The sequence below is a fragment of the Actinomadura pelletieri DSM 43383 genome (assembly GCF_003634705.1).
Classification (GTDB): domain Bacteria; phylum Actinomycetota; class Actinomycetes; order Streptosporangiales; family Streptosporangiaceae; genus Spirillospora; species Spirillospora pelletieri.
In genome coordinates this window covers 376748-402684 of sequence record NZ_RBWU01000008.1, presented here as the reverse complement: position 1 = coordinate 402684, position 25937 = coordinate 376748, and the positions used below count along the sequence as shown (strand labels likewise).

Annotated in this window: 25 protein-coding genes; 11 read left to right on the top strand and 14 right to left on the bottom strand. The window is 69.4% G+C overall.

Features of this window, described 5'->3' with window-relative positions; all coding sequences use genetic code 11:
* The first annotated feature begins 49 nt into the window (after nucleotides 1–49).
* From BZB76_RS32525 to BZB76_RS32515, 3 genes are all read left to right on the top strand, one after another.
* Nucleotides 50–1183 (top strand): sensor histidine kinase, encoded by a 1134-nt coding sequence (locus BZB76_RS32525; RefSeq protein WP_170180873.1) that lies wholly within the window; start codon nucleotides 50–52, stop codon nucleotides 1181–1183.
* Nucleotides 1180–1812, top strand: a complete 633-nt coding sequence (locus BZB76_RS32520) for a response regulator (protein WP_170180872.1) — start codon at nucleotides 1180–1182, stop codon at nucleotides 1810–1812. Before BZB76_RS32525 ends, BZB76_RS32520 begins: the two co-directional genes overlap by 4 nt.
* An 82-nt stretch (nucleotides 1813–1894) precedes the next feature.
* Nucleotides 1895–2908: a hypothetical protein gene (locus BZB76_RS32515; protein ID WP_121438254.1), complete on the top strand. Its 1014-nt coding sequence runs from the start codon at nucleotides 1895–1897 to the stop codon at nucleotides 2906–2908.
* A 186-nt stretch (nucleotides 2909–3094) separates the two neighbouring features.
* Here BZB76_RS32515 and BZB76_RS32510 read toward each other — a convergent pair whose 3' ends face one another.
* From BZB76_RS32510 to BZB76_RS32480, 7 genes are all read right to left on the bottom strand, one after another.
* Nucleotides 3095–4705: a solute symporter family protein gene (locus tag BZB76_RS32510; RefSeq protein ID WP_121438253.1), complete on the bottom strand. Its 1611-nt coding sequence runs from the start codon at nucleotides 4703–4705 to the stop codon at nucleotides 3095–3097.
* Nucleotides 4702–5064: a DUF485 domain-containing protein gene (locus tag BZB76_RS32505; protein ID WP_121438252.1), complete on the bottom strand. Its 363-nt coding sequence runs from the start codon at nucleotides 5062–5064 to the stop codon at nucleotides 4702–4704. Before BZB76_RS32505 ends, BZB76_RS32510 begins: the two co-directional genes overlap by 4 nt.
* A gap of 158 nt (nucleotides 5065–5222) precedes the next feature.
* Nucleotides 5223–6953 (bottom strand): sodium/solute symporter, encoded by a 1731-nt coding sequence (locus BZB76_RS32500; RefSeq protein ID WP_121438251.1) that lies wholly within the window; start codon nucleotides 6951–6953, stop codon nucleotides 5223–5225.
* Entirely contained in the window at nucleotides 6950–7342 is a 393-nt protein-coding gene (locus tag BZB76_RS32495) for a DUF485 domain-containing protein (RefSeq protein WP_121438250.1), read from the bottom strand. The genes BZB76_RS32500 and BZB76_RS32495 overlap by 4 nt, the downstream gene beginning before the upstream one ends.
* Nucleotides 7343–7383: 41 nt before the next feature.
* Entirely contained in the window at nucleotides 7384–8175 is a 792-nt protein-coding gene (locus tag BZB76_RS32490; RefSeq protein ID WP_121438249.1) for a LytR/AlgR family response regulator transcription factor, read from the bottom strand.
* A 91-nt stretch (nucleotides 8176–8266) separates the two neighbouring features.
* A complete protein-coding gene (locus tag BZB76_RS32485) occupies nucleotides 8267–9463 on the bottom strand; it encodes a histidine kinase (protein WP_121438248.1) in 1197 nt (398 codons plus the stop codon).
* A 45-nt stretch (nucleotides 9464–9508) separates the two neighbouring features.
* The gene (locus BZB76_RS32480) at nucleotides 9509–9856 is read right to left on the bottom strand and encodes a DoxX family protein (protein WP_121438247.1); all 348 of its coding nucleotides are present in this window, start codon (nucleotides 9854–9856) and stop codon (nucleotides 9509–9511) included.
* Between the two features lie 62 nt (nucleotides 9857–9918).
* Between BZB76_RS32480 and BZB76_RS32475 the strand changes: the two genes are divergently transcribed.
* The 3 genes from BZB76_RS32475 to BZB76_RS32465 are packed head-to-tail and all read left to right on the top strand — an operon-like array spanning nucleotide 9919 to nucleotide 11642.
* The gene (locus tag BZB76_RS32475) at nucleotides 9919–10848 is read left to right on the top strand and encodes a LysR family transcriptional regulator (RefSeq protein WP_121438246.1); all 930 of its coding nucleotides are present in this window, start codon (nucleotides 9919–9921) and stop codon (nucleotides 10846–10848) included.
* Nucleotides 10849–10908: 60 nt separating this feature from the next.
* Nucleotides 10909–11277, top strand: coding sequence for a type II toxin-antitoxin system RelE/ParE family toxin (locus BZB76_RS32470; RefSeq protein ID WP_211343328.1), 369 nt, complete (start codon nucleotides 10909–10911; stop codon nucleotides 11275–11277).
* Nucleotides 11274–11642 carry a helix-turn-helix domain-containing protein gene (locus BZB76_RS32465; RefSeq protein WP_121438244.1) on the top strand — a complete coding sequence of 123 codons (369 nt, stop codon included), beginning with the start codon at nucleotides 11274–11276 and terminating at the stop codon, nucleotides 11640–11642. The genes BZB76_RS32470 and BZB76_RS32465 overlap by 4 nt, the downstream gene beginning before the upstream one ends.
* A gap of 9 nt (nucleotides 11643–11651) precedes the next feature.
* Here the strand turns inward: BZB76_RS32465 and BZB76_RS32460 are convergent, their stop codons facing one another.
* From BZB76_RS32460 to BZB76_RS32440, 5 genes are read right to left on the bottom strand one after another with little or no spacing between them, the layout of a single operon-like run.
* The gene (locus tag BZB76_RS32460; RefSeq protein WP_121438243.1) at nucleotides 11652–12734 is read right to left on the bottom strand and encodes an acyl-CoA dehydrogenase family protein; all 1083 of its coding nucleotides are present in this window, start codon (nucleotides 12732–12734) and stop codon (nucleotides 11652–11654) included.
* Nucleotides 12725–13657 carry a VOC family protein gene (locus tag BZB76_RS32455; protein ID WP_121438242.1) on the bottom strand — a complete coding sequence of 311 codons (933 nt, stop codon included), beginning with the start codon at nucleotides 13655–13657 and terminating at the stop codon, nucleotides 12725–12727. The genes BZB76_RS32460 and BZB76_RS32455 overlap by 10 nt, the downstream gene beginning before the upstream one ends.
* An 8-nt stretch (nucleotides 13658–13665) precedes the next feature.
* Nucleotides 13666–14424: an enoyl-CoA hydratase/isomerase family protein gene (locus BZB76_RS32450; RefSeq protein WP_121438241.1), complete on the bottom strand. Its 759-nt coding sequence runs from the start codon at nucleotides 14422–14424 to the stop codon at nucleotides 13666–13668.
* A gap of 43 nt (nucleotides 14425–14467) precedes the next feature.
* Nucleotides 14468–15700 carry an acyl-CoA dehydrogenase family protein gene (locus BZB76_RS32445; protein WP_121438240.1) on the bottom strand — a complete coding sequence of 411 codons (1233 nt, stop codon included), beginning with the start codon at nucleotides 15698–15700 and terminating at the stop codon, nucleotides 14468–14470.
* The gene (locus BZB76_RS32440) at nucleotides 15697–17283 is read right to left on the bottom strand and encodes an AMP-binding protein (protein ID WP_121438239.1); all 1587 of its coding nucleotides are present in this window, start codon (nucleotides 17281–17283) and stop codon (nucleotides 15697–15699) included. The genes BZB76_RS32445 and BZB76_RS32440 overlap by 4 nt, the downstream gene beginning before the upstream one ends.
* 290 nt (nucleotides 17284–17573) lie before the next feature.
* Between BZB76_RS32440 and BZB76_RS32435 the strand changes: the two genes are divergently transcribed.
* Complete coding sequence (locus BZB76_RS32435; protein WP_121438368.1) at nucleotides 17574–18347, top strand: phytanoyl-CoA dioxygenase family protein; 774 nt, start codon at nucleotides 17574–17576, stop codon at nucleotides 18345–18347.
* 144 nt (nucleotides 18348–18491) lie between these two features.
* Nucleotides 18492–18920, top strand: a complete 429-nt coding sequence (locus BZB76_RS32430; protein WP_121438238.1) for a DUF7144 family membrane protein — start codon at nucleotides 18492–18494, stop codon at nucleotides 18918–18920.
* Nucleotides 18921–19036: 116 nt separating this feature from the next.
* Here BZB76_RS32430 and BZB76_RS32425 read toward each other — a convergent pair whose 3' ends face one another.
* Complete coding sequence (locus tag BZB76_RS32425; RefSeq protein ID WP_121438237.1) at nucleotides 19037–20263, bottom strand: hypothetical protein; 1227 nt, start codon at nucleotides 20261–20263, stop codon at nucleotides 19037–19039.
* Between the two features lie 203 nt (nucleotides 20264–20466).
* Between BZB76_RS32425 and BZB76_RS32420 the strand changes: the two genes are divergently transcribed.
* Complete coding sequence (locus tag BZB76_RS32420; protein ID WP_121438236.1) at nucleotides 20467–22179, top strand: BCCT family transporter; 1713 nt, start codon at nucleotides 20467–20469, stop codon at nucleotides 22177–22179.
* Here the strand turns inward: BZB76_RS32420 and BZB76_RS32415 are convergent.
* Entirely contained in the window at nucleotides 22170–22901 is a 732-nt protein-coding gene (locus tag BZB76_RS32415; RefSeq protein WP_121438235.1) for an isocitrate lyase/PEP mutase family protein, read from the bottom strand. The two genes, BZB76_RS32420 and BZB76_RS32415, sit on opposite strands and share 10 nt — an antisense overlap.
* A gap of 129 nt (nucleotides 22902–23030) precedes the next feature.
* Here BZB76_RS32415 and BZB76_RS32410 point away from each other — a divergent pair, with 129 nt between their 5' ends.
* Nucleotides 23031–24059 carry an alpha/beta hydrolase gene (locus tag BZB76_RS32410; protein WP_121438234.1) on the top strand — a complete coding sequence of 343 codons (1029 nt, stop codon included), beginning with the start codon at nucleotides 23031–23033 and terminating at the stop codon, nucleotides 24057–24059.
* A gap of 290 nt (nucleotides 24060–24349) precedes the next feature.
* On the top strand, nucleotides 24350–25903 hold the full coding sequence (locus BZB76_RS32405) for a M4 family metallopeptidase (RefSeq protein WP_246007350.1): 1554 nt from the start codon (nucleotides 24350–24352) through the stop codon (nucleotides 25901–25903).
* Nucleotides 25904–25937: the final 34 nt, after the last annotated feature.

Sequence of the window (25937 nt, the reverse complement as noted above, 5' to 3'; positions counted from 1 at the left end):
CGACCTTTGGGGGATGTTCGGGGGGTGGGTGGAAGGCGAGGATGGGGGCGTGTTCACACAGGTACGCCGTCCGTCCATCGCCGATCTGGGGGTGGCGGCGGCGGTTGTTCTGCTCACGGTTCCGGTCTCGGTGGGTCTGCTGAGTCAGGCGGAGCCGTGGGTGAGGGTGGTCTTCTCGGTCCTTCTGGTCGTGTTCTCGGGATGCATGGTGTTCCGGCGGGTGTACCCGACGGGCGGTTTCTGCGTCGCGTGTCTGGTGATGCTCGCCTCGCTTGCGCTGCCGAACCTTCCGGACGGGCCGTCGATGATCTTCGCACCGGTCAGTCTTCTGTACCTGGTCTCGCTGTACACCGTGGTCGTGGAGACCGGCGCGCGGGCGCTGCCTCTCGCGGCGTCGGTCGTCGGGCTCGGTCTGGCCGTCGGGCGGACGGTCGTGGACCCGCCCGAGCCGCTGGACTGGAGCGCGCTCCTGGCGTTCGTTCCGGTGGTCATGGTCGCGGTGGGCGGGACGTGGGCGTTCGGGGCCTACCATCGGGCCCGCGCCGAACTGCGAAGGCGGAGAGCGCGGGAGGGGCTGCGGCGGGAGCGGGAGCTGATGGCCCGGGAGCTGCACGATGTGGTGGCGCATTCGCTGGCGGTGGTCGTGGCGCAGGCGGACGCCGCGTTGATGGTGTTGGACCGCGATCCGGCGAAGGCGCGGGCGATGATCGGTACCGCGCTGACAACCGGGCGGGGGGCGATGGTCGAGATGCGGCGGGTGGTGAGCACGCTGCGGGAGGAGCCCTTGGCGGAGCCGCCGGTGCGGTCGCTGCACGACCTTGAGGCGTTGGTCGACACGTTCCGGACCGAGGATGTGCGCGTGGAGCTGGTTCTTTCTGGTGAGGTCGAGATGGTGGACGGCGAGACCGCGCGGGCCGCGTACCGCATCGTGCAGGAATCCCTGACGAACGCGCTCAAGCATTCGCCGAGGCCGCTGCGGTGCCGGGTGGAGGTCGCCATCGAGTCCGGTGGCGTCGTCGTGTCCGTGCGGGACGACGGGCCGGGGTTCCGGGCCACCCGGCGGTCGAGTACCGGGCACGGCATCGTCGGGATGCGGGAGCGGGCGCGCGGGCTGGGTGGTCGCCTGGACGTCACCAGCGGCCCGTCCGGTACGCACGTCTCGGCCCACCTTCCCCGACCGTGATCCGCGTTCTGATCGCCGACGACCAGGAGCTGATGCGGTCGGCCCTGGAGACCGTCATCGACGTGCAGGACGACATGGAACTCGTCGGGTCTGTGCCGAACGGTGAGGCCGCCGTGGCCATGTGCGTCGAGCGCCGGGTCGACGTCGCGTTGATGGACATCCGGATGGGCGCGTTGGACGGCATCGAGGCCAGCGCGCAGATCCGGAGACTACGACCGGAGACCCGTGTCCTGATCCTGACGACCTTCGACCTCGACGAGAACCTGTTCCGGGCGGTGGCCGCCGGGGCGGGCGGGTTCCTGACGAAGGACACCCCTGGCTCGGAGGTCGCCGCCGCGATCCGGGAGGTGCACGCGGGCCGGTCGGTGGTCTCGCCCCGGGCGACCCGGGCGCTGATCGACAAGATCGCGGGCCGGGGGTCCGGAGAAGGCGCGGCCGTGGCGTTCTCCGAGCGGGAGCGGGAGGTCCTCGCCCTGCTGGCGCGCGGCTTCTCCAACGCCGAGATCGCCGACGAGCTGTTCATCGCCGAGTCCACGGTGAAGACGCATGTCGGCAGCCTGATCCGCAAGATCGGTGTGCGGGACCGGTTGCACATCGTCGTCTGGGCCTACCAGAACGGTGTCATCTGACGCGGTCTCACGACGTCTGGTGGAGCCGACCGGTACCTGTGGTGGAGCCGCCGCGGGGGCCCGGATCGCGAGCATCGAACACATGATGAGACTTCGCGACGGCTTGTTCGTCCTGCTCGCTCCACTCGCGCTCGTCGGGAGCACCGTGGGCGCCCTCGTGTCCGGTGGGCCACATCCGTTGGCGGACGCGGACGACAACTTCGGTCAGTCCTTCGAGCCGTTCGGTGGGGCGGTCGCCGGTGGCTGGTGCCTGCTCGCCGCGTTCGCCTTCCTGGTGGCGGGCCGGGCGCTGACGGGTCCGCCGTCCACATGGCTCCATCGGCACAGGCGCGTGGTATACGTCGCCGCCTCGGTCGTGGCCCTCCTCGGCCTCGACCACACCCTGCTGATGCTGCTCGGGTACCTGCCGATGGTGATCGTTCTCCTCCTCACCGGCGACACCGATCCGCTGGGCGACCTCACCTCCCCGGGGCTAGCGACGCAGGTCGCCGTGGCGGCGGGCATCATCGCCCTGCTGCGCGCCCTGCGGGCCTCGTCCGCCACCGCCGCGCCCGAGAGCACGGCGTACGATCCCGCCGCCGTGGCCGACGCGACCGAACGGACCAGGCGGTGGACCCGCATCGCGATGGAGGCGCCGCTGGCGTACGCCGTGACGCGGCTGCTGATGGTCGTGGAGGCGCCCGGCTTCCGCAGCCCCGACTTCGGCTCGGAGTTCCGGATCGCGGCCTTCGGCCTCGCCGTCATGTCCATCGGGGGCGCGGTCCTCACCTGGGGACTGACCCGGCCGTGGGGTGAGCGGTTCCCCCGCTGGATGATGGGACTGTCCGGCCGCCGCGTCCCGGTGGACCTCGCGGTCGTTCCCGCGCTCATCGTCTCCGCGCTGATCCTTGCGGCGTCGCGCGCCATCATCGTCGGCGCGATCGGCGCGGACGCCGAGGAGTGGCGCGAGCTGAGAGAGACCCCGCTGGTCGGCCTGCCGCATCTCCTGTGGCCGCTGTGGGCCGTGGCGCTGGCCAAGGCGGCCCTCGCCTACCAGCGGCGGCGCCGACTGTCGGACCGTGCCTTCGCGGACCCCGCGCCCGTCACCGTCCACTGAGCGGGGAGCGTCCCCCGGCGTCCGCTGCACGCCGGGGGACGCTGGTGCGGCCCGTCCCGGGTGGGCGGGACGGGCCGCGTGCCGTGCGGGACCGGGCGACGGCGCCCCGCGCGGCGGGTCATTGAGCCTTAGCGTCCCCCGAGCCTTGGGGAGGAGGGCTCGGGGCACACGCTGGACGGAAAAGGCTCAATGGTGGGTGGCGGACTCCGCGCCCGCTCCGGTGAGGGAGCGGACCTCGATCTCGGCGTACTTCTCGGCGTTGTGCTCCTTGCTGAGGATCGCGCCGAGCCAGCCGCACAGGAACCCGAACGGGATGGAGATGATCCCCGGGTTGCTCAGCGGGAACCAGCTGAAGTCCACGTCGGTGAACAGGGCCTTGTCGGAACCGGACACGACCGGGGAGAAGGTCACGAGGAACATCGCCGAGCCGAGGCCGCCGTAGATGGCGGCGACGGCGCCCGCGGTGTTGAACCTCTTCCAGAACAGGCTGTAGAGGATCGCGGGCAGGTTCCCGGACGCCGCCATCGCGAACGCCAGGGCGACGAGGAACGCGACGTTGAGCCGCTGGGCGTAGATGCCGAGGACGATCGCGACGGCGCCGATGACGAACGCGGAGATCCGGGCGACGCGCACCTCGTCCCGTTCGGTGGCCTTGCCCTTGCGGATGACGTGCGCGTACAGGTCGTGGGCGAAGGACGACGACGAGGCCAGGGTGAGGCCGGACACGACGGCGAGGATCGTCGCGAACGCGACCGCGGCGATGACGGCGAGAAGGATCGTGCCGCCCGCGTCGCCGAAGACGATGTCTCCGATCTTCTCGGCGAGCTGCGGCGCGGCGGTGTTGCCCGCCGGGTTCTCCTTCGCGATCTCCTTGCTGCCGACGAGCGCGGCGGCGCCGAAGCCGAGGACGAGGCTGATCAGGTAGAAGCCGCCGATGATGCCGATGCCCCACAGCACCGACTTGCGGGCGTCGCGGGAGGTCGGGACGGTGTAGAAGCGGATCAGGATGTGCGGCAGCCCGGCGGTGCCGAGGACGAGCGCGAGCCCGAGGCTGATCAGGTCGAGCTTGCCTTCCAGGCCCTGTTCGTCGGTGCCGTAGCGCAGTCCGGGCTCCAGGAACTTGTCGCCCTTGCCGCTCTGCTCGGCGGCGTCGTTGAGCAGGGACGACAGGTTGAAGCCGAACTCGCCCATCACCAGGACCGCGACGAGGACCGCGCCCGTCATCAGCAGGACGGCCTTGACGATCTGGACCCAGGTGGTGCCCTTCATCCCGCCGAACACCACGTACACGATCATGAGGACGCCGACCAGCGCGATCGTGGCGCCCTTGGCGAACTCGCTGGTGAAGCCGAACAGCAGCGCGACCAGGGCGCCCGCGCCGACCATCTGCGCCAGCAGGTAGAAGATCGACACGACGATGGTGGAGACACCGGCGGCGGTGCGGACGGGACGGGGACTCATCCGGAACGCCAGCACGTCCGCCATCGTGAACCGACCCGAGTTCCGCAGCAGCTCCGCGACCAGCAGCAGCGCCACCAGCCACGCGACGAGGAACCCGATCGAGTAGAGGAACCCGTCATAGCCGTAGAGGGCGATCAGTCCGGCGATGCCGAGGAAGGACGCGGCGGACATGTAGTCGCCGCCGATCGCGAGACCGTTCTGGACGCCGGTGAAGGACCGTCCGCCCGCGTAGAAGTCGGTGGCGTCCTTGGTGTGCCGACTCGCCCATACGGTGATCGCGAGTGTGGCGGCGATGAATCCCAGGAAAAGGATGATCGAGAGGGTCTCGTTGCTCATCGGGCCTCCTCCGCGGTCTCGGGCGCACCGGAGTCGTCGGCCTCGATCGCGGTGCGGAGCCTGGCGGCGACCGGGTCGAGTTTGCGGTCGGCGTGCCGCGCGTACAGCCACGCGATGATGAACGTCGACAGGAACTGGAGGAGGCCGAACACCAGCGCCACATTGATGGAGCCGACCAGTTCGGTTCCCATGAAGCCCCGCGCCCACCCGGACAGGACGACGTAGAGCAGGTACCAGCTGAGGAATGCCGCGGTCATGGGGAAGACGAAGCGGCGGAATCTCCGCCGGAGTTCCTGGAATTCCGTGTTGCCCTGGAACCGTTCATAGACGGTGCCGGAAGCACTCTTATCGACGGACACGACCGCCCCTCCTCTGTTGTGACGGTAGTCACGCGCCACGGTAAGGAGGGTGTGCCGGACGGGCGAAGAGGACTGGCCGTGAGGTGCGGTCAGCTGCCGTTCATCGTCGGCGGTCTGCGGGCCGTGTCGGTGAACGGTCCATTTCGCGCGACGAACGGTCAGACCCTCTTCGGACGCCAGGTGCCACGGTCGACGTCCAACGTCTCAGGGGTGTGCAGGCGCACCATCATCCGGGCCACCCCGGGCGGAACGCGTCCCGGCGTGCACCACGACACGACGATCATGACGGTGAACGCGACGGGGACCGTCCAGGCGGCGGGTTCCGCGAGCATCGCGCCGAGGGCGCCGCCCGGTGGCCCGGTCGCGATCGTGACGATGACGGCGGTGCCCGCGAGCAGGCCACCCGCGGTGAGCCCGGCGAACGCGCCCGGCACGGTCAGCCGCCGCCACCACACGCCGAGGACGAGCAGCGGGCAGAACGTGGACGCGGCGACCGCGAACGCGAGCCCGACGACGTCGGCGACCGCGAGGTGCCGGGCCGCGATGGCCAGGGCGAGCGGCACGGCGAGCGCGATCAGCGTCCCGGCGCGGAACGAGCGGACGCCGCCGCGCAGGATGTCCTGCGCCAGCACCCCGGCGACGGACACGGTGATCCCCGACGACGTCGACAGGAACGCCGCGACCGCGCCGCCCGTCACGAGCGCGCCGAGCAGGTCGCCGCCGACACCGCCGATGAGCCGCCCGGGGAGGGTGAGGACGACGGCGTCGGCCCGTCCCGTCATCAGCAGCTCGGGCGTGTACAAGCGTCCGAGCACCCCGTACAGGGCGGGGAACAGGTAGAACGCGCCGAGCAGCGACAGGACCAGCACGGTCGTGCGGCGCGCGGCACGCCCGTCGGGGTTGGTGTAGAAGCGGACGAGGACGTGCGGGAGCCCCATCGTTCCGAGGAACGTGGCGAGGATCAGCGAGTACGTGGCGTAGAGGGAGTGTTCTCGACCGTCGAGCGGCAGCGCCCATTCCCGGTCGGTGGTGGCTGGCCTGCCGGTGACGTGCGGGACGGCGGCGCCGCCGGGAAAGGTGACGGACGTGTCCTGGTCGAAGTGATGCTGCCCGGTGTTCAGTGTGAGCGGGGTGTGTTCGTAGGTACGGCCGTCGACCCGTCCGTCGACGACGACCTGTACAGGCGCGGTGACGTCCACGGTGACGCCCATCCCGACCGACACGGTCGTGCGTTCGTCGAACATCGGCGGGGTGTCCGACGCCAGACCGGGTGCGCCGTCGTACCGCCACGCCAGCAGCAGGAAGATGAGCGGAACGGTCAGCGCCGTGAGCTTCATCCAGTACTGGAACGCCTGGACGAGCGTGACACTGCGCATCCCACCGACGAGGACGTTGACGGCGACGACCACCGCGACGAGGACGCCGCCCGTCCACACCGGGGCGCCCGTGACCGTCCGCAGCACCAGCCCGGCGCTCTGAAACTGCGGCAGCAGGTACAGCCAACTGATCAGCACGACGAGGACGGACGCGACGCGCCGCACCGCCATCGACTCCAGCCGCGCCTCCGCGAAGTCCGGCAACGTGTACGCGCCGGAGCGCCGCAACGGCGCCGACACCAGCACGAGCAGGACGAGGTACCCGCCGGTCCAGCCGACGGGAAGCCACAGCATGTCGGCGCCGTAGACGAGGATCAGGCCCGCGATGCCGAGGAACGACGCGGCCGACAGGTACTCGCCGCCGATCGCCGACGCGTTCCGCAGCGGCGTCACCGTCCTGGACGCGACGTAGAAGTCCGACGTCGTCCGGGAGAACCGGACGCCGAGCACCCCGATGAGCACGGTCGCGACGACGACCAGCACGACGCCCGCGACCCCGTACGCGGCGCTCACGGGTCGTCCGCGCGGTCACCGGCGGAGGGCGACCGGTCGACGAGTTCGGCGAAGTCGGCCTCGTTGCGTTCGGCCTGCCGGACGTACCACCAGCCGCAGCCGACGAACCACGGGTAGATCAGCCCGCCGAGCACCACCCACGGCAGCGGCACCCCGAAGACCTCCTGCTCGCGGACCGCCGGGACCATCGCGAACAGCAGCGGCAGCCCCGCCACCACCACCGCGAGGACCGCGCACAGCCGCACCGCGAGCCGCAACTGGGTGCGGACCAGCGAACGCATGTACGCCTCGCCGAGCCCGGTCTGCTCGTCGATCTCCCGCGTGACGGGGTAGCGGGGACGGCGGACGGCACGCGTCCGCGGCCCGGTCACCAGCACCCGCTGCGGCATGTCACGCGCGGGGCGTTCGGCGCCGGGCCGCTCGCCGGGGCTCAGGAGGATCGCCTCGCCCTGCGGACCAGCAGGTCACGCAACTCCCGGACGTGTCTGCGGCTCACCGGCAACTCCGTGCCACCGACCAGCACCGTGCAGCGTCCCGAGTCCAACCGCAGCTCCTTGATCGCCGACAGGGCGACGAGGTGACTGCGATGCACCCGCACGAACCCGGCGCCGCTCCACCGCTCGTTCAACGCGGCCAGCGGAATCCGCACCAGATGGCTGCCGCCGGACGTGTGCAGCCGCGCGTAGTCGCCCTGCGCCTCGACGTACAGCACCTCGGCGGGCGTGACGAACCGGGTGACGCCACCGAGTTCGACGGGCATCGGCTCCGGCTCCCCCGACGGTGTCGAGGACGGCGACGCGGGCGTGGACGGCGCGGACGACCCGTCGTCCATCCAGTCCTCCGCCGCCTCCGTCACGCGCCTGATCGCCTCGTTCAAACGTTCCGGCCGTACCGGCTTGAGGATGTAGTCCGTCGCCTTGATCTCGAACGCGTCGACGGCATGGCCCTCGTACGCGGTGACGTAGACGATCTGTGGCGCGCGGGCGAACTGCGCGAGGACCCGGCCGAGGACGGTGCCGTCGATGCCGGGCATCCGGATGTCGAGGAACACGGCGGCGACGGGACGTCCGTCGGCGAGGGCCCGGTCGAGTTTGCGCAGCGCGGCGGCACCGTCCCTGGCCGTGTGGATCTCGCCGATTCTCGGGTCGGCGCGCAGCAGGTGGACGAGATCGTCCAGTGCGGGCGCCTCGTCATCGACCGCAAGGACACGCAGGCCCACCACAAACCCCGCCCTTCGTGTGCCGCCCGCCACATTTCAGTAAATGGACGGCCATGAGTCAAGGGCCGGCACGCGGTCGGACCTGGTCGACGACTCAGGACGCGGTCACTCCCGGCCGGTACTTCGGGACGCGGACGGTCACCTTCGTCCCCGCGCCGGGCCCGGTCTCCACGGCGAGACCGTACTCGTCGCCGTACACCTGCCGGAGCCGTCCATCGACGTTGGCGAGGCCGATTCCGGCCGCGTCACCGTCCGGTTCACCGAGCGCGGGCGTCTCCCCGGACAACAGCCGCCGCACGTCGTCGGGCTCCATCCCGATGCCGTCGTCGTCCACGCTGATCACACAGTCGGACCCGGCGTCCTCCGCGATGATCGTGATGAGGCCGGGCACCGACCTGTCCTGGAGCCCGTGCCGGACGGCGTTCTCCACCAGCGGCTGGAGGCACAGGAACGGCACCGCGACCGGCAGCACCTCCGGCGCGATCCGCAGCGTCACCCGCAACTGGTCCCCGAACCGGGCGCGCTGGAGCAGCAGGTACCGGTCGATGGACCGCAGTTCCTCCGCCAGCGTGGTGAAGTCACCGTGCCGCCGGAACGAGTACCGGGTGAACCCGGCGAACTCCAACAGCAGCTCCCGCGCCCGCTCCGGGTCGGACCGGACGAACGACGCGATCGTCGTCAGCGAGTTGTAGATGAAGTGCGGCGAGATCTGCGCCCGCAGCGCCCGCATCTCCGCCTCCATCAGCAGCGTCCGCGAATGGTCGAGTTCGGCGAGTTCCAGTTGCGCGTCCACCCACTGCGCCACCTCCTCGGCGGCGCGGATCAGCCCGGCGGGCACGTCCTCCCCGTACGCGGCGAGCGTCCCGACGACCCGGTCGTCGGTGGCGAGCGGCACCACGACGACCCGCCGGATCGGGCAGTCGAGCCGGTCGCAGTCCACGTCGTGCACCTGGGTACGGCCGCTCGCGAACGTCTCCTCGGCGTGCCGGGGACCCTCGGTCGCGTGATGGTCGTGCTCACCGTCCCAGGCGAGCAGCCGTTCCCCGTCCGTGATCGCGAGCGCGGCGCAGCCGAGCAGCGCCCGCAGATGCCGTGCCGCCTTCTGCGCGCCCTGCTCGGTCAGCCCGGCCCGGAACGCGGGCGCCGCCCGCGACGCGGTGTGCAGCGTCTCGAACGTCGCCCGCCGCGCGGGCCCGCCGAGATCACCGCCCCGGCCGCGCCACCGCCACCACACCAGCGCCGGAACCCACGTCACCACCAACGCGACAACGACCCCCACGCCCACATCCATACGGCGAAGCTACGCGCCGAACCACCTCCCTCCGCAACCCATGCGTCAGGAGACGGCGCCTAGTGCCAGCGAACCCGCCGCCGTCAGAAGGAAGGGAAGGGGGTACGGGATATGGGAGTAGAAGCGGGCACGGATGACGGTGACGATGGCCCCCAGGTAGAAGACGACCAGCCCGGTCGCGGCGACGATCGCCACGGGCCGGTAGGCAAGGCCGATCAGAAGACCGGCCACCCCCGCGGCCTTGAGGACCCCCAGCGGGGGAAGCCAGGCCAGGGGGACGCCGTATCCGGTGAAGTTCCGGACGATCCACTCCGGGCGGACGAAATGGTTGACGGTCGAGTACGCGCTCGCCGCCGCGGCGACGACGGTAACGACGATAAAGGCGATTTCCACTGTACCGACTCTGGCGAGGGTGCCCCTGCGCCGTCCAATAGCCGTAGTCATAGCCTGGCGGCATGGACATCGACACCCGCCTGCTCCGCTACTTCGCCGCGGTGGCAGAAGAGGGGCATCTGACGCGGGCGGCGGAACGGCTGTACGTGGCACAACCGACTCTGACCAAACAAATCAAGCAGTTGGAAAACCAGTTGGACGTCGAACTGTTCGAACGGTCGAGGACCGGAATGACCCTCACCGAAGGCGGACGGATACTGGCGACCCGGGTCGGCGCGCTCCTATCCGACTGGGACGACGTACTACGGGAGACCCAACGGGCCGCGAGCCAGGACAAGCGGACACTGCGCGTCGGCTTCATCGCGAACGCGGCCGGCGAGGCGACACAGCACATCATCACAGCCTTCACACGAATCCGCCCGGGCTGGCGGATCGAGATGCGCAACTCCGACTGGACCGACCCGACAGCCGGGCTCGCCGACGGCACGGTGGACGTCGCCCTGGTCCGACCGCATTCGTCCATGCGACAAGAGTTCCGAACCGAGGTGCTGTTCACCGAGCCTCGCTGGGTCGCACTCACAGACGACCACCCGCTGGCCGCACTCGAACAGATACCCCTCAGTTCCCTGCGAGACGAGCCGTTCGTCGCCGCACCCCCCGCGACGGGCTCATGGCGGGACTACTGGATGGGCGCCGACGAATGCGAGGACCACCACGCACGAGTCGGGGCCATCGCCCGCAACTCCGACGAATGGCTGACCGCGATCGCCAGCGGCTATGGAATCAGTCTCACCCCGGCGTCCTCGGCCAGCTTCTACCAGCGCCCCGGAATCACCTACCGGCCCTGCACCGGCATCAGCCCCACCCGCATGGCCGTCGCCTGGGCCGTCCGCTCAGAAGACAACCCCGCCCTGCGAGATTTCGTCCGCTGCTGCCTCTCGGCCGGGTCAAGGCCCCCAGGCGGCCAGGTTGGGTCGTCACCCACCGCCTAGCGTTTCAACGCGCGATAGCGAGCGTCGCCATATATTTCTTTGTATAATCGGAGCGTGAGCATGCTGTGGCGCATCGAGATCGAGTCGGAGGTTCGGCAATGGTTGTCCCTCCTCACCGACCGGCACTATGACAAGGCCGAACGAGCGGCCGACATGCTCGCGTCCCAGCCGACCACGCTCGGCGAACCGTACTCGCGTCACCTCGGCGGCAAGGTCCGCGAGTTACGCTTCATTTTGGATGGCAACTCCGTCCGCATCACCTACTGGCTCGCCCCGCAGCAACGGATCGTCCTGCTCACCGTGTTCCGCAAGACCCGACAACGTGAGGAGGCGGAGTTCGAACGAGCACGGCAGGCGCAGAAGGTATGCGAAGCCGAGCACGGCCTCGCCGAGCACACCTACGATCGGAGCAAGGAGGAGACGCCGTGAATCACGCCCAGTGGAAGACTCGCCGGACCAGGAGACTTCTCGGCGAAACGGTTCAGGAGTCCCCCGCCTACGTCGAGGCCGGACACGCGCTCGCGCTCGGCCAGGCCGTCCATGACCGTCGCGTCGCCCTCGGCATTTCCCAGGCCGAGCTGGCTCGTCGTGCGGGCATGACTCAGCCGCAGATCTCCAATATCGAGGGCGGCGACTCGGTGCCGACGCTGCCTTTGCTCACCCGCCTCGCCGACGCGCTGGACGCGTCCCTGACCATTCACCTAGAGGGCGGCGAATCCGATTTCCGTTTCACGCCCCACCACCCTTCCGGCCCCGCCGCGTCGTCCGATGGTGGGGCCACCTCGGTGGCGTGAGCGGGGCGGTCAGGGGAGGTTGAGGGTGGTGGCGAGGGTTTCGTAGTGGAGGTCGCCGTCGCCGAAGGCCAGGGACGTGGCCATGGCGTGGCGGGAGAAAAGGTGCAGGTCGTGTTCGGCGGTGAAGCCGATCGCGCCGTGCACCTGGTGGCCCAGGGCGCAGACGCGTTCGTACGCCTCGCTCACCCACGCCTTGGCCATGGACACCTCCTGTGTCGCGTCCCGGTTCGCCGACAGGAGCCAGATGGCCTCGAAGGCGATGAAGCGGGAGCCGAGCACGTCGATGGCCATGTCGGCGCAGTGGTGTTGGACGGCCTGGAACGACCCGATGGGACGGCCGAACTGTTCTCGTTCCGTCGCGTACTGGACCGTCATGTCCAGGACGCGTTGGGCGGCGCCGACCATTTCGGCGCAGGTGGCCGCCGCACCGAACAAAGGGATGGCGTCGGCGGCTTCCGTGTTGAGCACGTTGGCGGCAGGGACGCGGACGTTCGACAGGTCGATGTGGCAGGGACGGTCTATGCCGACCGTTTCGAGAGGGCGGATCGTCACCGACGAGGCGTCCACCCAGAAGGCGTGTGGTTCGCCGTCCAGGCGGGCCGCCACAAGGATGTTCTCGGCGGACGCCGCGTAGGGAACGAACGTCGCGGTGCCGTTCAGGACGGAATCGGTGCCGTCGCGGGTCGCTGTCGGGCCTTCGTCGGGACGGTCCCAAGGGAGCGGTGCGGCGGCGGCGATGTGGCCTTCAGAGATGGCGTTGAGCCAGTTCTCCTTTTGTTCGGACGTCCCGTACCGGGCGATCGGCATGCCGCAGGACGCGACGGAGGTCAGCAGCGGGCTCGGGACCTGGGCGTAGCCGAGTTGCTCGAACAGCAGGCAGACGTCGAGGAAGTCACCGCCCACGCCGCCGTGCTCCTCGGGGAACGCGAGGCCCGTCCAGCCGAGGTCCACCATCTCCTTCCACAGCGCGGCGGAGTATCCGGCGCGGTCGCCGTCCATCGCGCGGGCCCCGGCGGTCGCGGCCCGGGTCTCCAGGAGTTCGCGGGCGGTGGAGACGATCAGTTCCTGGTCTTCGGTGAGGCTCAGGTCCATCGCGGCGGCACCTTGTCAGAGCGGACCCACACACCCGGCCGTTCCTCCCAGAACAACTGGACCAGGACACCGCCGGTGTGCTTCGGGTGGATGAACGTGTCCTTCCACGCCGCGCCGTCCGTGCTGCCCTCGTTCTCGCCGAACGTCGGCGTGTCGTGGTGGTCGCAGGCCGCCAGCGCCGCGTCCCAGTCGGCCACCTCGAACGTGACATGGTGGGCGGCGGCGCCGTTGCGCTCCCAGAACCGTTCGATGAACGAGTCCTCGCCGCGCGGCATGATGACTTCCCAGCAGATCGACGAGCCGGGGATGTTCAGGACGAGGTCGGCCATGTCGGGATGTTCGTCGTCCGCGGTCCGCCACACCTGCACGAAACCGGCGAGGTCGTGGTACCAGCGGGCGAGGACGTCGCGGTCGGGGAACGCCTGGCAGATGTGGTCGAGCGCGACGATGCCGAGGGACGGCCCGTCCACGGTCGTCGTCTCGGCGACGGAGTCGGTGGAGTCGCCGCACATGTCGAGGCTGCCGGGGCCGCGGAAGCGGAACAGGACGCCGGGGCCGTGTTCGGGCGGGCTCAGTGACGCCTCCAGCCAGCGTCCCCCGTCGGTCGGTTTGATGCCGCGTCCTTCGAGTTCGGCGCGGACGGCCTCCAGGTCGGGCACCTCCGCGCCCACGTGGTGCAGGCCGGGGCGTCCGCCGTGGTCGTCCAGGAACGTCTGGAGCGCGGAGTCGTCACCGGCGGGCGCGACCACCTCCCACGCCTGACCGTGACTGCCGGGGATCTCCAGCCGGGTGCCGCGCACCCCTTCGGCCGGGTTGTTCCAGCTCCGGACGCGCCGGAACCCGAACAGGCCCTCCAGCAGCGCCACCTGCGCGTCGAGGTCGGGGGTCACCTGCGCGACATGGTCGATGCGGTAGATCTGCACGGGTCCTCCTAGCTCGGGTGCGGCTCGATCCAGTCGTAGCCGTAGGTGACCAGTTCCTTGACGAGACGCAGGTTGTAGCGGTTCATCGCGGCGATGCGTTCGGCCAGCTCACCGACCCGCTTGTCGAACTCGTCCGCCGGATACACGTCGTTGACCAGGCCCAGCTTGAAGGCGCGTTCGGCGTCGATCCGGGCGCCGGTGAACAGCAGTTCCTTCGCGCGGGCCTTGCCGATGCGTTCCGGCAGCCGTTTCACGCCGCCCCAGCCGGGCGCGGACCCGCCGAACTCGGGCTGGTCGGGATCACCGTCCTCGGTCATCTTCGGCCGGTACGGCGGACGCGCCGACAGCGTGATCTCGACGAGGCCGACCTTCGCGTTGTCGGACGCGACGATGAAGTCCGCCGCCAGCGCCAGTTCGAGGCCACCGCCGACCGCGTACCCGTGCACGGCCGCGATCACGGGGACCGACAGCCGCTCCATCATCGCGAACGTCTTCTCGCCGAGCCGTCCCTGCTCGATCCGTTCGCGCGGCGTCAGTTTCTCCGACCAGCCGAGGTCCATTCCGGCGCAGAACGCGCGTTCTCCGGCGCCGCGCAGCACCACCACGCAGACGTCCTCGTCGTCGTCGACGCGGGTGAAGATGTCGCGCAGTTCCGTCATCGTCGTCGGGGTCAGCGCGTTGAGCTTCTCCGGCCGGTTCAACGTCAGCCAGGCCACTCGTTCCTCGATCCGCAGATCGACGGTCTCGTAGGCGTTCCCGTCTGGCATGGGGTTCCGCTCCTCCTCGTGGTCGATGAACCGGTCGGTGTGTTCAGCTTCGGGGCAGGTTCAGGCCTCGGGTCGCGATGACGTTCCGCTGGATCTCGGTGGTGCCGCCGAGGAAGGTGGACGCGACCGAGTCTCTGCGCATGTGCGTGAACAGGGCGTTCATGGGGGCGCCGTCGCGTTCCCACAGCGCGGCCGACGAGCCAAACGCGCGGGCGCCCGTCGCGGCGAGGCGCTGGTGCAGTTCGGCGCCGAAGAGCTGGTTGATGGACGCCTCGAAGTCGGGCTCGGCACCCGCGGCCTGCCGCGACACGGTGTAGCGGGCCAGGTTGTACAGGACCCGGATCTCGGTCTGGCGGCGGGCGATCTCCTGGCGCAGCGCGGGGCTCGTGCGGGCGAAACGGCGTCCGTCCGGGGAGCGCAGGTAGGTGACGAGTTCGGCGAGGGCCTGCTCGTACTTGATCGTCGCGCCGATTCCGGCCCGTTCGAAGCCGAGCGCGGACATCGCCACGTACCAGCCGCGGTTCTCGTCCCCGACGCGGTTCGCCACGGGCACCCGGACGCCCTCGAAGAAGATCTCGCAGAACGGTGCCGCGCCTCGGATGTCGGTGATGGGACGGATCGTCACGCCCGGCGCGTTCGCCTCGACGAGCAGGAACGTGATGCCGCGGTGCGGACGTTCGGCGTCGGGATCGGTGCGTACCAGGACGAACAACCAGTCGGCGTACTGGCCGAGGGACGTCCACACCTTCTGCCCGTCGACGATGTACTCGTCACCGTCCCGGACTGCCCTGGTGCGCAGCGACGCCAGGTCGGAGCCGGAGCCCGGTTCGGAGAAGCCCTGCGCCCAGGTCGCCTCGCCCTTCGCGATCGCCGGGAGATGGGCGGCCTTCTGCTCGTCCGTGCCGTGCACCAGCAGGGTCGGCCCGAGGAGGAACGCGCCGATGCCGTTCACGACCGGCACCCGCGCCCGCATCATCTCCTCGTGCAGGATGAACTCCTCCATGGCCGACAACCCGGCGCCGCCGTACTCCTTCGGCCAGTGCGGCGCGATCCAGCCGCGCTCGGCCAGCGCCGCCGCCCACGCGCGGGCGCCCTCACGCCGCTCCGGGTCGTCCGCGACCCGGTCGACGGGCCAGTTGTAGCCCGCGACGTCCTCCGGTTCGAGGCTCTGCTCCTCGTCTTCCGCCGGACGGTACGACGCGGGGAACCTCTCCTGGACGAAGGCGCGCACCTCTTCACGGAAGGCGGCCTGTTCCGGTGTGTCGTCCCAGTTCACTGCGCCTCCCGGTCCCAGGTGGTCGCGGTGACGCCGTGCTCGCCCTGGGCCCGGAGCTTGTACTTGGCGACCTTGTCGGTGGGCGTGCGCGGGAGCGCCTCCACGAACTCGACGTAACGCGGCACCATGGAACGTGGCAACCGCTCCTCGCAGTAGGCCACCAGCTCCTCCGGGTCCAGCCCGGTGTCCGGCTGCACCACGATCGACACCTTGATGTCCTCGTCCTCCAGTTCCGAGGGCACGCCGATCGCGGCGCACTCCAACACCGCCGGATGCTGATTGATCTCCGTCTCCAGGTCGAAGGCGGAGATGTTCTCACCACGCCGGCGGATCGCGTCCTTCATCCGGTCAAGGAAGTAGAAGTAACCGTCGTCATCGCGCCATACCCGATCTCCGGTGTGGAACCACATGTTCCGGAAGCACTGCGTGGTCGCCTCCCAGTTCCCGTAGTAGCCGGTCGTGAGGACGAACGGCTGCTTCGGCCGCAGCACCAACTCCCCCGGCTCACCCGGGCCGAGTTCCCGGTCGTGCTCGTCGACCACCGCGACCTGGAACCGTTCCTCGTGCGCCTGCCCGCACGACCCGACCCGCCACTCCCCGTACGGGCTGCCCGTCGCGATCCCGGCCTCCGTGCTGGTGTACGTCTCCACCGACCGCACCCCGAACCGCTCCCGCATCGGCTCGTCCAGGCTGGACTTGCCCATATAGAAGGTCTCCAGCCGGTGGTCCTTGTCCCTGGACGTCGGCGGACGGTTCAGCAGGATCGGGATCATCGAGAACACGCTCATACAGACCTGGGCGTCGAAGCGGCGGACGTCGTCCCAGAACCGCGACGCGCTGAACCGCTCGACGATCGCGATGGACCCGCCGCCGAGCAGCGCGGACAGCATCCCGTCCCACAGCGCCGCCGCGTGGAACAGCGGCAGCGGACAGTAGATCGTCTTACCCCACCGGTCCAGGAAGTCCAGCGAGTCATAGGCGCAGGTCAGCGCCAGGGCGTGCGGCACCATCGCGCCCTTGGACGGGCCCGTCGTCCCGGACGTGTACATGATCGCCTGCATGTCACCGAAGCCGACCGGCACGTCCACACGGCCGTCGCCGTCCGGGGGCAGGGACGCCAGCTCCCGCGCGGGCTTGCCGAGCCGTTCCAGCAGCACGCCGTTCTCGGCGGCGTCCCGGACGATGACCCCGCCCAGTTTCGGCAGCCGTTCCGCGATCTCGGGGAGCCGCTCGGCGTAGGGCCCGTCCACGATGAGCCATCCGGCGTCGGAGCTGTCCAGCACATGCCGCAGCAGTTCGCCCCGATACGCGATGTTGATGGGGACGGCCACGGCGCCCAGCCGCGCCAACGCGAAGATCAGATGGACGAAGTCGGCGCAGTTGGGCAGCATCAGCCCGACATGGTCGCCGCGCCCGATGCCCGCGCCGCCGAGCGCTCGGGCCATCCGGTCGGCGGCGGCGTCGACCTCGCCGTAGGTGATCTCGCCGTCCCGGAACTTGAGAAACGTCTGGGTTCGATGGGCCTGCGCCTGCGACCGGAGAACGTCCCCGAGGACGAAGCTCTCCAGCGTCTCCTTGCGCATCCGGACCTCCGCTGTCGCTGCGTGCTGCGTGCGTGCGTCGTCGGTGGTGGGCGGGCGAAATCGACGGATGGCGTGTCTCAACCGGACATCACCGTAAATAGATGAACATGAAACACTGAACCCGGCAACAGTCGCGGACATCAACAAAGCTGCACTTCTATGGCCTTACTGGGACGATCGTCAACCCATGTGACGAGGGCCACACCCCATTGCGGCCAGACTTCTCCTACCCACCACTCAGCCCGAAAACGGTTCGCGTCCTTCGCGCACCGCCCGTCATCGTGGTCTTCATGCTCGACGCCGAACAGCGCAACGCCTTCATCGAGAACGGCTTCGTCGCCCTCAAGGAGGCGTTCCCCCGCGACCTCGCGGACCAGTGCCGCGCCATCATCTGGAACGACCTCGACGCCGAACCCGACGACCCGTCCACCTGGCCGCGCCCGATCGCCACCCGTCCCGGCTACGACCTGCCGCCGTTCGTCGCCGCCGCCACCACCCCGCGCCTCCATGGCGCGTTCGACGCCCTCGTCGGCGAGGGCCGCTGGCAGCCCCGCGCGTCCCTCGGCGGCTTCGTCGTCCGCTTTCCCCCCGATGAACCCTCCGTCGTGGACAACTGGCACGTCGACGTCAGCTTCCCCGGACCCGACTCCAGCCCGACCGACTACCTGACCTGGCGCGCGAACGTCCGCTCCCGGGACCGCGCGCTCCTGATGCTGTTCCTGCTCTCCGACGTCACCGAACGCGACGCCCCCACCCGTCTGCGCGTCGGCTCCCACCGGGACGTCGCCCGCGTCCTGGCTCCGCACCACGAGGACGGCCTGGACGCCGTCGCCCTCGCGACCCAGGCGGAAGCCGCCTCCGCCCACCGCCCGACGGCCTTCGCCACAGGCAGCGCGGGCGACGTCTATCTCTGCCACCCGTTCCTGGTCCACGCGGGCCGGCCCCACCTCGGCACGACGCCCCGATTTCTGGCCCAACCCCCGCTCCACCCGACCGTCCCGCTCAACCCGGAGGAGCCGACCGCGCCCGTGGAGATCGCGATCCAGAGGGCCCTCACGCCCTGACGACCGATTGGTCTACGACGGCTCAGATTTCCTTATGGACAGCCCCAAATACGGGTTGAGCAGGGTTTGCAACCACCTGGACAAGGGGGACTTTTCGGTCATCAAACCGCGGCCGGACCAGGCTGCGGGGTGGGGAGGCCCGAAATGACGAGCAAGACGACCCCTGGCAGGACCTCGGCGACGGCCCACCGGCAGTACCGGACGTCCGGGTGGCTCGCCTTCGCGGGCACGGTGGCGCTGGTGGTCGGCGCGTTCAACGTCATCGACGGACTGGTGGCCCTGTTCAAGGACGACTACTACCTCGTCGCCGACAACGAGATCATGGTGTTCGACTACACCGCGTGGGGCTGGATCTGGCTCATTCTCGGCATCATCCAGATCGGCGTCGGCGCCGCGATCATGAGCGGAAAGATGTGGGCACGCGCCATCGGCGTCGTGTTCGCCTTCCTCGCGGCCATCGGACACCTCGCGTTCCTGGTGGCGTTCCCCCTCTGGTCGGTACTCACCATTTCCCTGTGCATCCTGCTCATCTACGCCCTCACCGCGCCGCCACCCGGCGCACGAGCCGACTAAGCTGCATTCATCTGCTTCCGCTCAGGGCTCATTGTGCGAGCACGCGCCGCTTCGCGGTCTGGTCGAGAAGGCTCGCCTTCGGCGTCGCCTCCTCGACCAGGTAACGCGCTCGGCGCCTAGGACAGGTGGTCGGCCACGCGGAAGATCCCGTACCTGCGGATGAGTTCGCCCTCGATGCGCTCTATGACCTCCCTGGTGGTGAGTGGCGGCTCGCCTTGGTCCCGGAGCTGGTTGACGAAGTTCGTCACCTCGTCCGTGGTCGTGCCGCTCGCGCGGAGTGGCAGCACGACGGAGATGGGGCCTCTGGTCCTACTCTCCCCTCTGGCGCTTCTCGCCGCGGGGGCCTCACCGGCATACCGCCCTGCTCCGCCGTCTGGATAGTTGACGTCCTTGTCGTAGGACACGCTGTCCGAACTCAGCACGAGAACCGCCCGAACTCCGGCCTGGCTCGCGATGAGGTTCTCGTTCTTCTGGTTCGAGCCGGTCAGCACGTAGAAGTGATGCGGGTCCGGGTCTGCGGGCATGCCCGGTTCCGGATTGACGCCGATACCACCGGACCCCTGACTCGGCTTCAGGCCCCGCTGGTGAACGCCTCCGACGTTGCTGTCCGTGGTGAGGTGCAGGCGGACACGGACGCGCGCAGGCAACGGCGCGGCGTTCTTCCGCGCCTCGGCCTTGGCGACCACCCCGCCTTCATTCAGGTCGGGCGTTGGGGACCATGAGCGATCCGAGTCATCCAACGATCCGCCGTGTCCGGGCATGGTGTCTCCGGCTCGCGAGCCGCCCATCGGGATGCTCATCGCCGCGGACGGCGGTGCCGGTTCGGCCGGCCCGCTCGGCGTCTGCCGTTGACCGCGAATCTCGTCGCGTTCGCGACGGATCAGGTCCTCCAGGGCGCTGACGGCAGCTTGCCGGGCATTGGCGCTGCTCCAAGGTGCGCGGTGCCGCACCGTCTCCTGGTTCTGCCGCCAGTTGCCGATGGCTTGGGAGAGGGCGTCCAGGGCGGCGGCGCGGCCGGACAGGTCGTTGGGTGCGAGCCGACCGTAGGCGCGCACCGCCTGCGTCACCGCGGGCCAGCGGGACGACGGGGTCATCCCCCCGGTCTGTTGCAACGCCATTGTGACCGCCTCGGACTGCATCCAGGTCGCCGGTGAGCGTTGCACGACGTGCCCGTCGACGGGCTCGGAGCGATCGGCGTTTCCGAGCATCTGGACGACGGCGGCGTTGCCGGCCGCGCTCTGCAGGCCGAGAAGCCCTTGGGCGGGCGGCGGATGTCCGGCCGCCCGGGGTCCACTGCGAGGTGCCCTGATCTCGGCGCCTTTGGCCTGGTGCCGATCATGCATCCGACGGTCTCCTCCCGGAGCGAAGCCTTTCTCAGGGGTATACGCGCGCCGTCGTCCCGGGACCAGGCCCGGACGGGCAACCCGCAGGGTACGATCGCGCGAATTCCGGGCAAGTGAGCAAGGTCGGCCTCCCGATACCGATCATGAACGAATTACTCGTTCGTTGAACTCAGCTGTGATCTTTCGGGGAATGACGAAGGATCATGAAGACGCGCGCGAGCGGCTCCGGAGGATGGGACGACCAATCCGGAGACCTCCCTATATCGCTGGATAAACCGGGGCGGGCGCGTACCGACTGGTTCGTCTACGGCCTCACCGCCGGGCTGTCCACGGCGTTCGTGCTCTGGGGCGCCATCTGGACGGACAACCTCAGCTCGACGACCCAGTCGGCGCTCGACTGGCTTCTCGCGAACGTGGGCTGGCTGTTCGTCCTCGCCGCGACCGGGTTCGTGATCTTCTCGTTGTGGCTGGCGCTCAGCCGGTACGGCCGGATACCGCTCGGCCGGGAAGGCGACGAGCCCGAGTTCCGCACCGTCTCGTGGATCGCGATGATGTTCAGCGCGGGCATGGGCATCGGGCTGATGTTCTTCGGCGTCGCGGAGCCGCTCACGCACTACGTGAGCCCGCCGCCGGGCACCGACCCGGCGCAGAGCGAGCCGGCGATCGAGACGGCGATGGCCACGACGATGTTCCACTGGACGCTGCACCCATGGTCGATCTACGCGGTGCTCGGCCTCGCGATCGGGTACGGGCACTACCGCCGGGGACGCAGCCAGCTGATCAGCTCGGCGTTCGTGCCGCTGATCGGCAGGCGTGGCGTCGGACCCGTCGGCAAGCTGATCGACATCCTCGCCCTCTTCGCCACCCTGTTCGGCTCCGCCGCGTCCCTCGGCATCGGTGCCCTCCAGATCCGGACGGGCTTGCAGGAGGCCGGCTGGATCGAGACCCTCGGCACCGGCGTCCTCGTCGTGATCATCATGGTGTTGACGATCTGTTTCGTCCTGTCGGCGGTGTCGGGCATCGCGCGCGGCATCCAGTGGCTGTCGAACATCAACATGGTGCTGGCGGCCGTCCTCGCGGTCTTCGTGTTCGTCGTCGGCCCGACCGTGTTCGTCCTTCAGCTGCTGCCCACCTCGCTCGGCGTGTACCTGCGGGACTTCGGTGAGATGGCGTCCCGCTCGGGCGCGACGGGCGGCACCGCGATGCAGGAGTACCTCGCCGACTGGACGATCTTCTACTGGGCCTGGTGGATCTCCTGGTCCCCCTTCGTCGGCATGTTCCTCGCCCGGATCAGCCGCGGCCGCACCATCCGCCAGTTCGTCGCCGGTGTGATCATCGTGCCGAGCGCGGTCAGCCTGGTGTGGTTCGCGATCTTCGGCGGCACGGCCATCGACCAGCAGCGGGACGGGCTGAACCCGTACGGCGACGGCTCGGAGGAGCAGATCACCTTCAATGTGCTCGGAAACCTGCCGTGGGAGCTGCTCACCGCGATCGTCGTGATGGTCCTGGTGGCGATCTTCTTCGTGTCCGGCGCGGACGCGGCGTCGATCGTCATGGGCACGCTCTCGCAGCGCGGATCGACCTCCCCCACGCGCTGGATCGTCATCTTCTGGGGCGCGATGACCGGCGGCGTCGCCGCGATCATGCTGGTGATCGGTGGGGACAAGGCGCTCAGCGGCATCCAGAACGTCACGTTCATCGGCGCGCTGCCGTTCGCGGTCGTGCTGATCCTGCTGTGCTTCTCCGTGGCGAAGGACGTCCGCGAAGACCCGATGATGCGGCGCCAACTCAAGGGCGCCGAGGTCCTGGAGGACGCGGTCGTCTCCGGCACCGTCCGCCACGAGGGCGACTTCGAACTGGTCACCCGCCCGTCCCCCGACGGCGACACCTCCGAGCTGCCGGAGGGTCAGGCGTAGGGGCTCTCCCCGGATTTCACGCGGGTCGCGAACTCCTTCAGCGCGTCCAGGGCCCGCAGGTACGGCATCGGGCCGTAGGAGACGCGGGCGACTCCGGCGGAGGCCAGGTCGGCCAGGGACGAGCCCGGCATGTTGTTGGCGTTGATCGGGCCCGGCAGGCCCTTGACCAGGGTCGGGACGGCGTCCAGCGGCGCGGTGATCGGGTAGACGCAGTCGGCCCCGGCCTCGAAGTAGAGGCGGCCCCGGGCGATCGCGGCGTCCACCGGATCCGGCACCTTGGCGACGAACGTGTCGACCCGCGCGTTGATGACGAGCCGGTCACCGGTGGCGTCGCGGACGGCGGCGAGGTACTCGGCCTGGGTCTCGGGCTCGGCGAGTTCCCCGGCGTAGGTGTCCTCCAGGTTGCAGCCCGCGGCGCCGATGGCGAGGAGCCGTTCGACGAGTTCGGCGGGCTGGAGCCCGTAGCCGGCCTCGGCGTCCACGGTGACGGGGACGGTCGCGGCCCCGATGACGCGCCCCGCGGCGGCGAACATCTCCTCGGCGGGCGCCCCCTCGTGGTCGGGGTAGCCGAGCATCGCCGAAACGGCGGCGCTGGCGGTGGCGAGAGCGGGGAAACCCGCCTCCTGGACGACCTTGGCGCTGCCCGCGTCCCACACGTTGGGCAGCAGCAGCGGATCACCCGGGCGATGCAGGTCACGAAGCACGGTGGCGCGATCGGTCATCTCATTCCCCTTCCCTCCCCGAGGGAGACTGCACCGGCCGTCGAAGTGTGACATCCGCCTGCGACACTCTCGCCGCGCCGGGCCGGGCCGGGTTAGCGTCGAATGATCACTCGCGACGAAGGAGTACGCATGCTGCCGTGGTCGGTCGAGTTCGCCGGACGCCTGGAGGAGCACGTCGTCAGCAGTGAGCTGCTGCGCGGCAACCCGCTGAACGACCCGCACGAACGGCCCGTCCTGGTGTACGTCCCGCCGGGCTACGACGACGAGCCGGAGCGCCGCTATCCCAGCGTCTACGTGATCATGGGATACACCGGGCACGTGCAGATGTGGCGCAACCGGATGCCGTACCGGCAGCCGTTCCCGGAGACGGCGGACGCGGTGTTCGCGTCCGGTGAGGCCCCGCCCGCGATCGTGGTGTACGTGGACACCTGGACGGCGTACGGCGGCAGCCAGTACCTCGACTCGCCGGGCATGGGCCGCTACCACTCCTACCTGTGCGACGAGATCGTCCCGTGGGTGGACGCCCGCTACCGGACGCTGGACGTCCCGGAACATCGGGCGATCAGCGGCAAGTCCAGCGGCGGCTACGGCGCGATGATCACGCCGATGCTGCGGCCCGACCTGTTCGGCGCCCTGGCGACGCATGCGGGCGACGCCCTGTTCGAGTACAGCTACCTCCCCCATTTCCCCAAGTGCGTCCGGCATCTACGCAAATACGACGGTGACATCTGGCGCTGGTGGGACGACTTCAGGTCCCGCGCCTCCTTCACCAAGGACGAGGACATGGAGTTGCTGGAGATCCTCGGCATGGCGCTGTGCTACTCCGCACGCGACGACGGCACGCCCGAGCTGCCGTTCGACCCGGTCACCGGTGTGATCCGGGCGGACGTCTGGGAGCGCTGGCTGACCTTCGACCCGGTGCGGATGGCGCCGCGCCACGCCGACGCGCTGCGCTCGCTGCGGGCCGTCTGGATCGACGGCGGCACCCGCGACGAGTGGTTTCTGGACGTCGGCGCCCAGGCGTTCCGCGACGCGCTGCTGGACGTCGGCGTCCCCGAGGACGTGATTCATTTCGAACTGTTCGACGCGGGCCATGGTGGCATTGATTACCGTTATCCCCTCGCTCTCGCCTGGATCTGCCGCGCCATCGCCCCCTGACGGAGCGCCACCACCCGGATACCCGAACGGCCGGGCCGAACATTCGGCCCGGCCGTTCGCGCTGCTCAGAGCCCCTGTTTCAACCTTCTACTCGATGGCCTTCTAAATATTGAAAATCCAATACCAAATGGATTCATTGACACTATTCATATCTAGGAGTGCACTTCGGGACAGCTCATCCGCATGAGCCACCCAATTCCAAAGCCCGCCGGACGGGCGGCGGTCGCGTGGAGCGCTCCCCTTCGGCTCCACGTGCCGCGCCATGCCCGGCACGTGGAAGGAGCACCCCCGTGAGACACCAGACCGCGATCGGGGCGGCGGCGCTGTCCGTCGGCCTCGCCGTGGCGATGTCCGCCCCCGCCACAGGTGCGACGTCCCGCACCGCTCCCGCGGCCCCCGCCAAGCCGGACCCCCGCACCGTCGCCGCCAGTTCGGCGGACCGCGCGATCGCGGCACAGCCGTCGACGTTCAAGCTGGCCGCCGAGGACAAGATCGTTGACCTGGGCGTCACGTCCGGCCTGAGCGGGCTCCAGTACGTCGCCTACACGAGGACGCACGCCGGACTGCCCGTCGAGGGCGGCGACTTCGTCGTCGTCACCAACGCCGCCGGCAGCGTGCTGAGCACCCACGTCAACCAGACGAGGGAACTCGACGTCGACACCAAGGCGAAGATCTCGGCCGCGTCGGCCGCGAAGACCTCCCGCGGCCACGTGGCCAAGGTCGAGAAGGTCTCCACACCGAAGCTGACGGTGCTGGCCAACGGCGCCGGACGCCTCGTGTACGAGACGGTCGTCACCGGCACCAAGAAGAACAACGCCCCGACGATCATGCACGTGTACGTCGACGCCAAGAGCGGCAAGGTCGTCGAGTCGTGGGACCAGGTCCGTGACGCCGCCGACGACCGGAGCTTCTACCACGGCACCGTCGACATCAGCACCGCGGCCACCACGATGAGCGACCCGCAGCGTGGCAACGTCCAGTGCGGTGGCCAGAACGGCCGTGCCTACACCGGCGACAGCCAGTGGGGCAACGGCAGCGGCACCGACATGGAGACCGCCTGCGTCGACGCCATGTACGCGCACCAAAAAGAATGGGACATGCTGAAGGACTGGCTCGGCCGTAACGGGATCAACGGTCGCGGCGGCGGCTACCCGATGCGCGTCGCGCTCAACGCGGTGAACGCGTACTGGAACGGCAGCTACACCACCTACGGCCACAACCAGGCCAACAACAAGCAGGCCACGTCGGTGGACGTCGTCGGGCACGAGAACGGCCACGCCATCTTCACCACCACGCCCGGTGGCGACAGCGGCGGCGGCAACGAGAAGGGCGGCTTGAACGAGTCGACCGGTGACATCTTCGGAACGCTCACCGAGTTCTACATCAACGAGCCCGCGAACCTCGACCCGCCGGACTACCTGGTCGGCGAGGAGGTCGACCTGGTCGGCCGGGGCCCGATCCGCAACATGTACAACCCGCAGGCGCTGCAGCACCCGAACTGCTACTCGTCCCAGATCCCGCGCACCGAGGTGCACGCGGCGGCGGGCCCGCAGAACCACTGGTTCTACCTGCTCGCCGAGGGGTCGAACCCGGGCGGCGGCAAGCCGACCAGCCCGACGTGCAACAACTCGACCGTCACCGGAATCGGTATCCAGAAGGCCGGCAAGATCTTCATGGAGACCCTGAACCGGAAGACCTCGTCCTGGACGCACGCGCGGGTGCGCGCCGCCTCCGTCGCGGCGGCGAAGCAGCTGTTCCCCGGGAACAGCACCGAGTGCCAGACGGTCAAGGCCGCCTGGAGCGCCGTCAGCGTCCCGCAGGCGTCGGGCGAACCGGCCTGCTAGCCGACCGGCACCCTTCATGATCGTCATTCCCTGA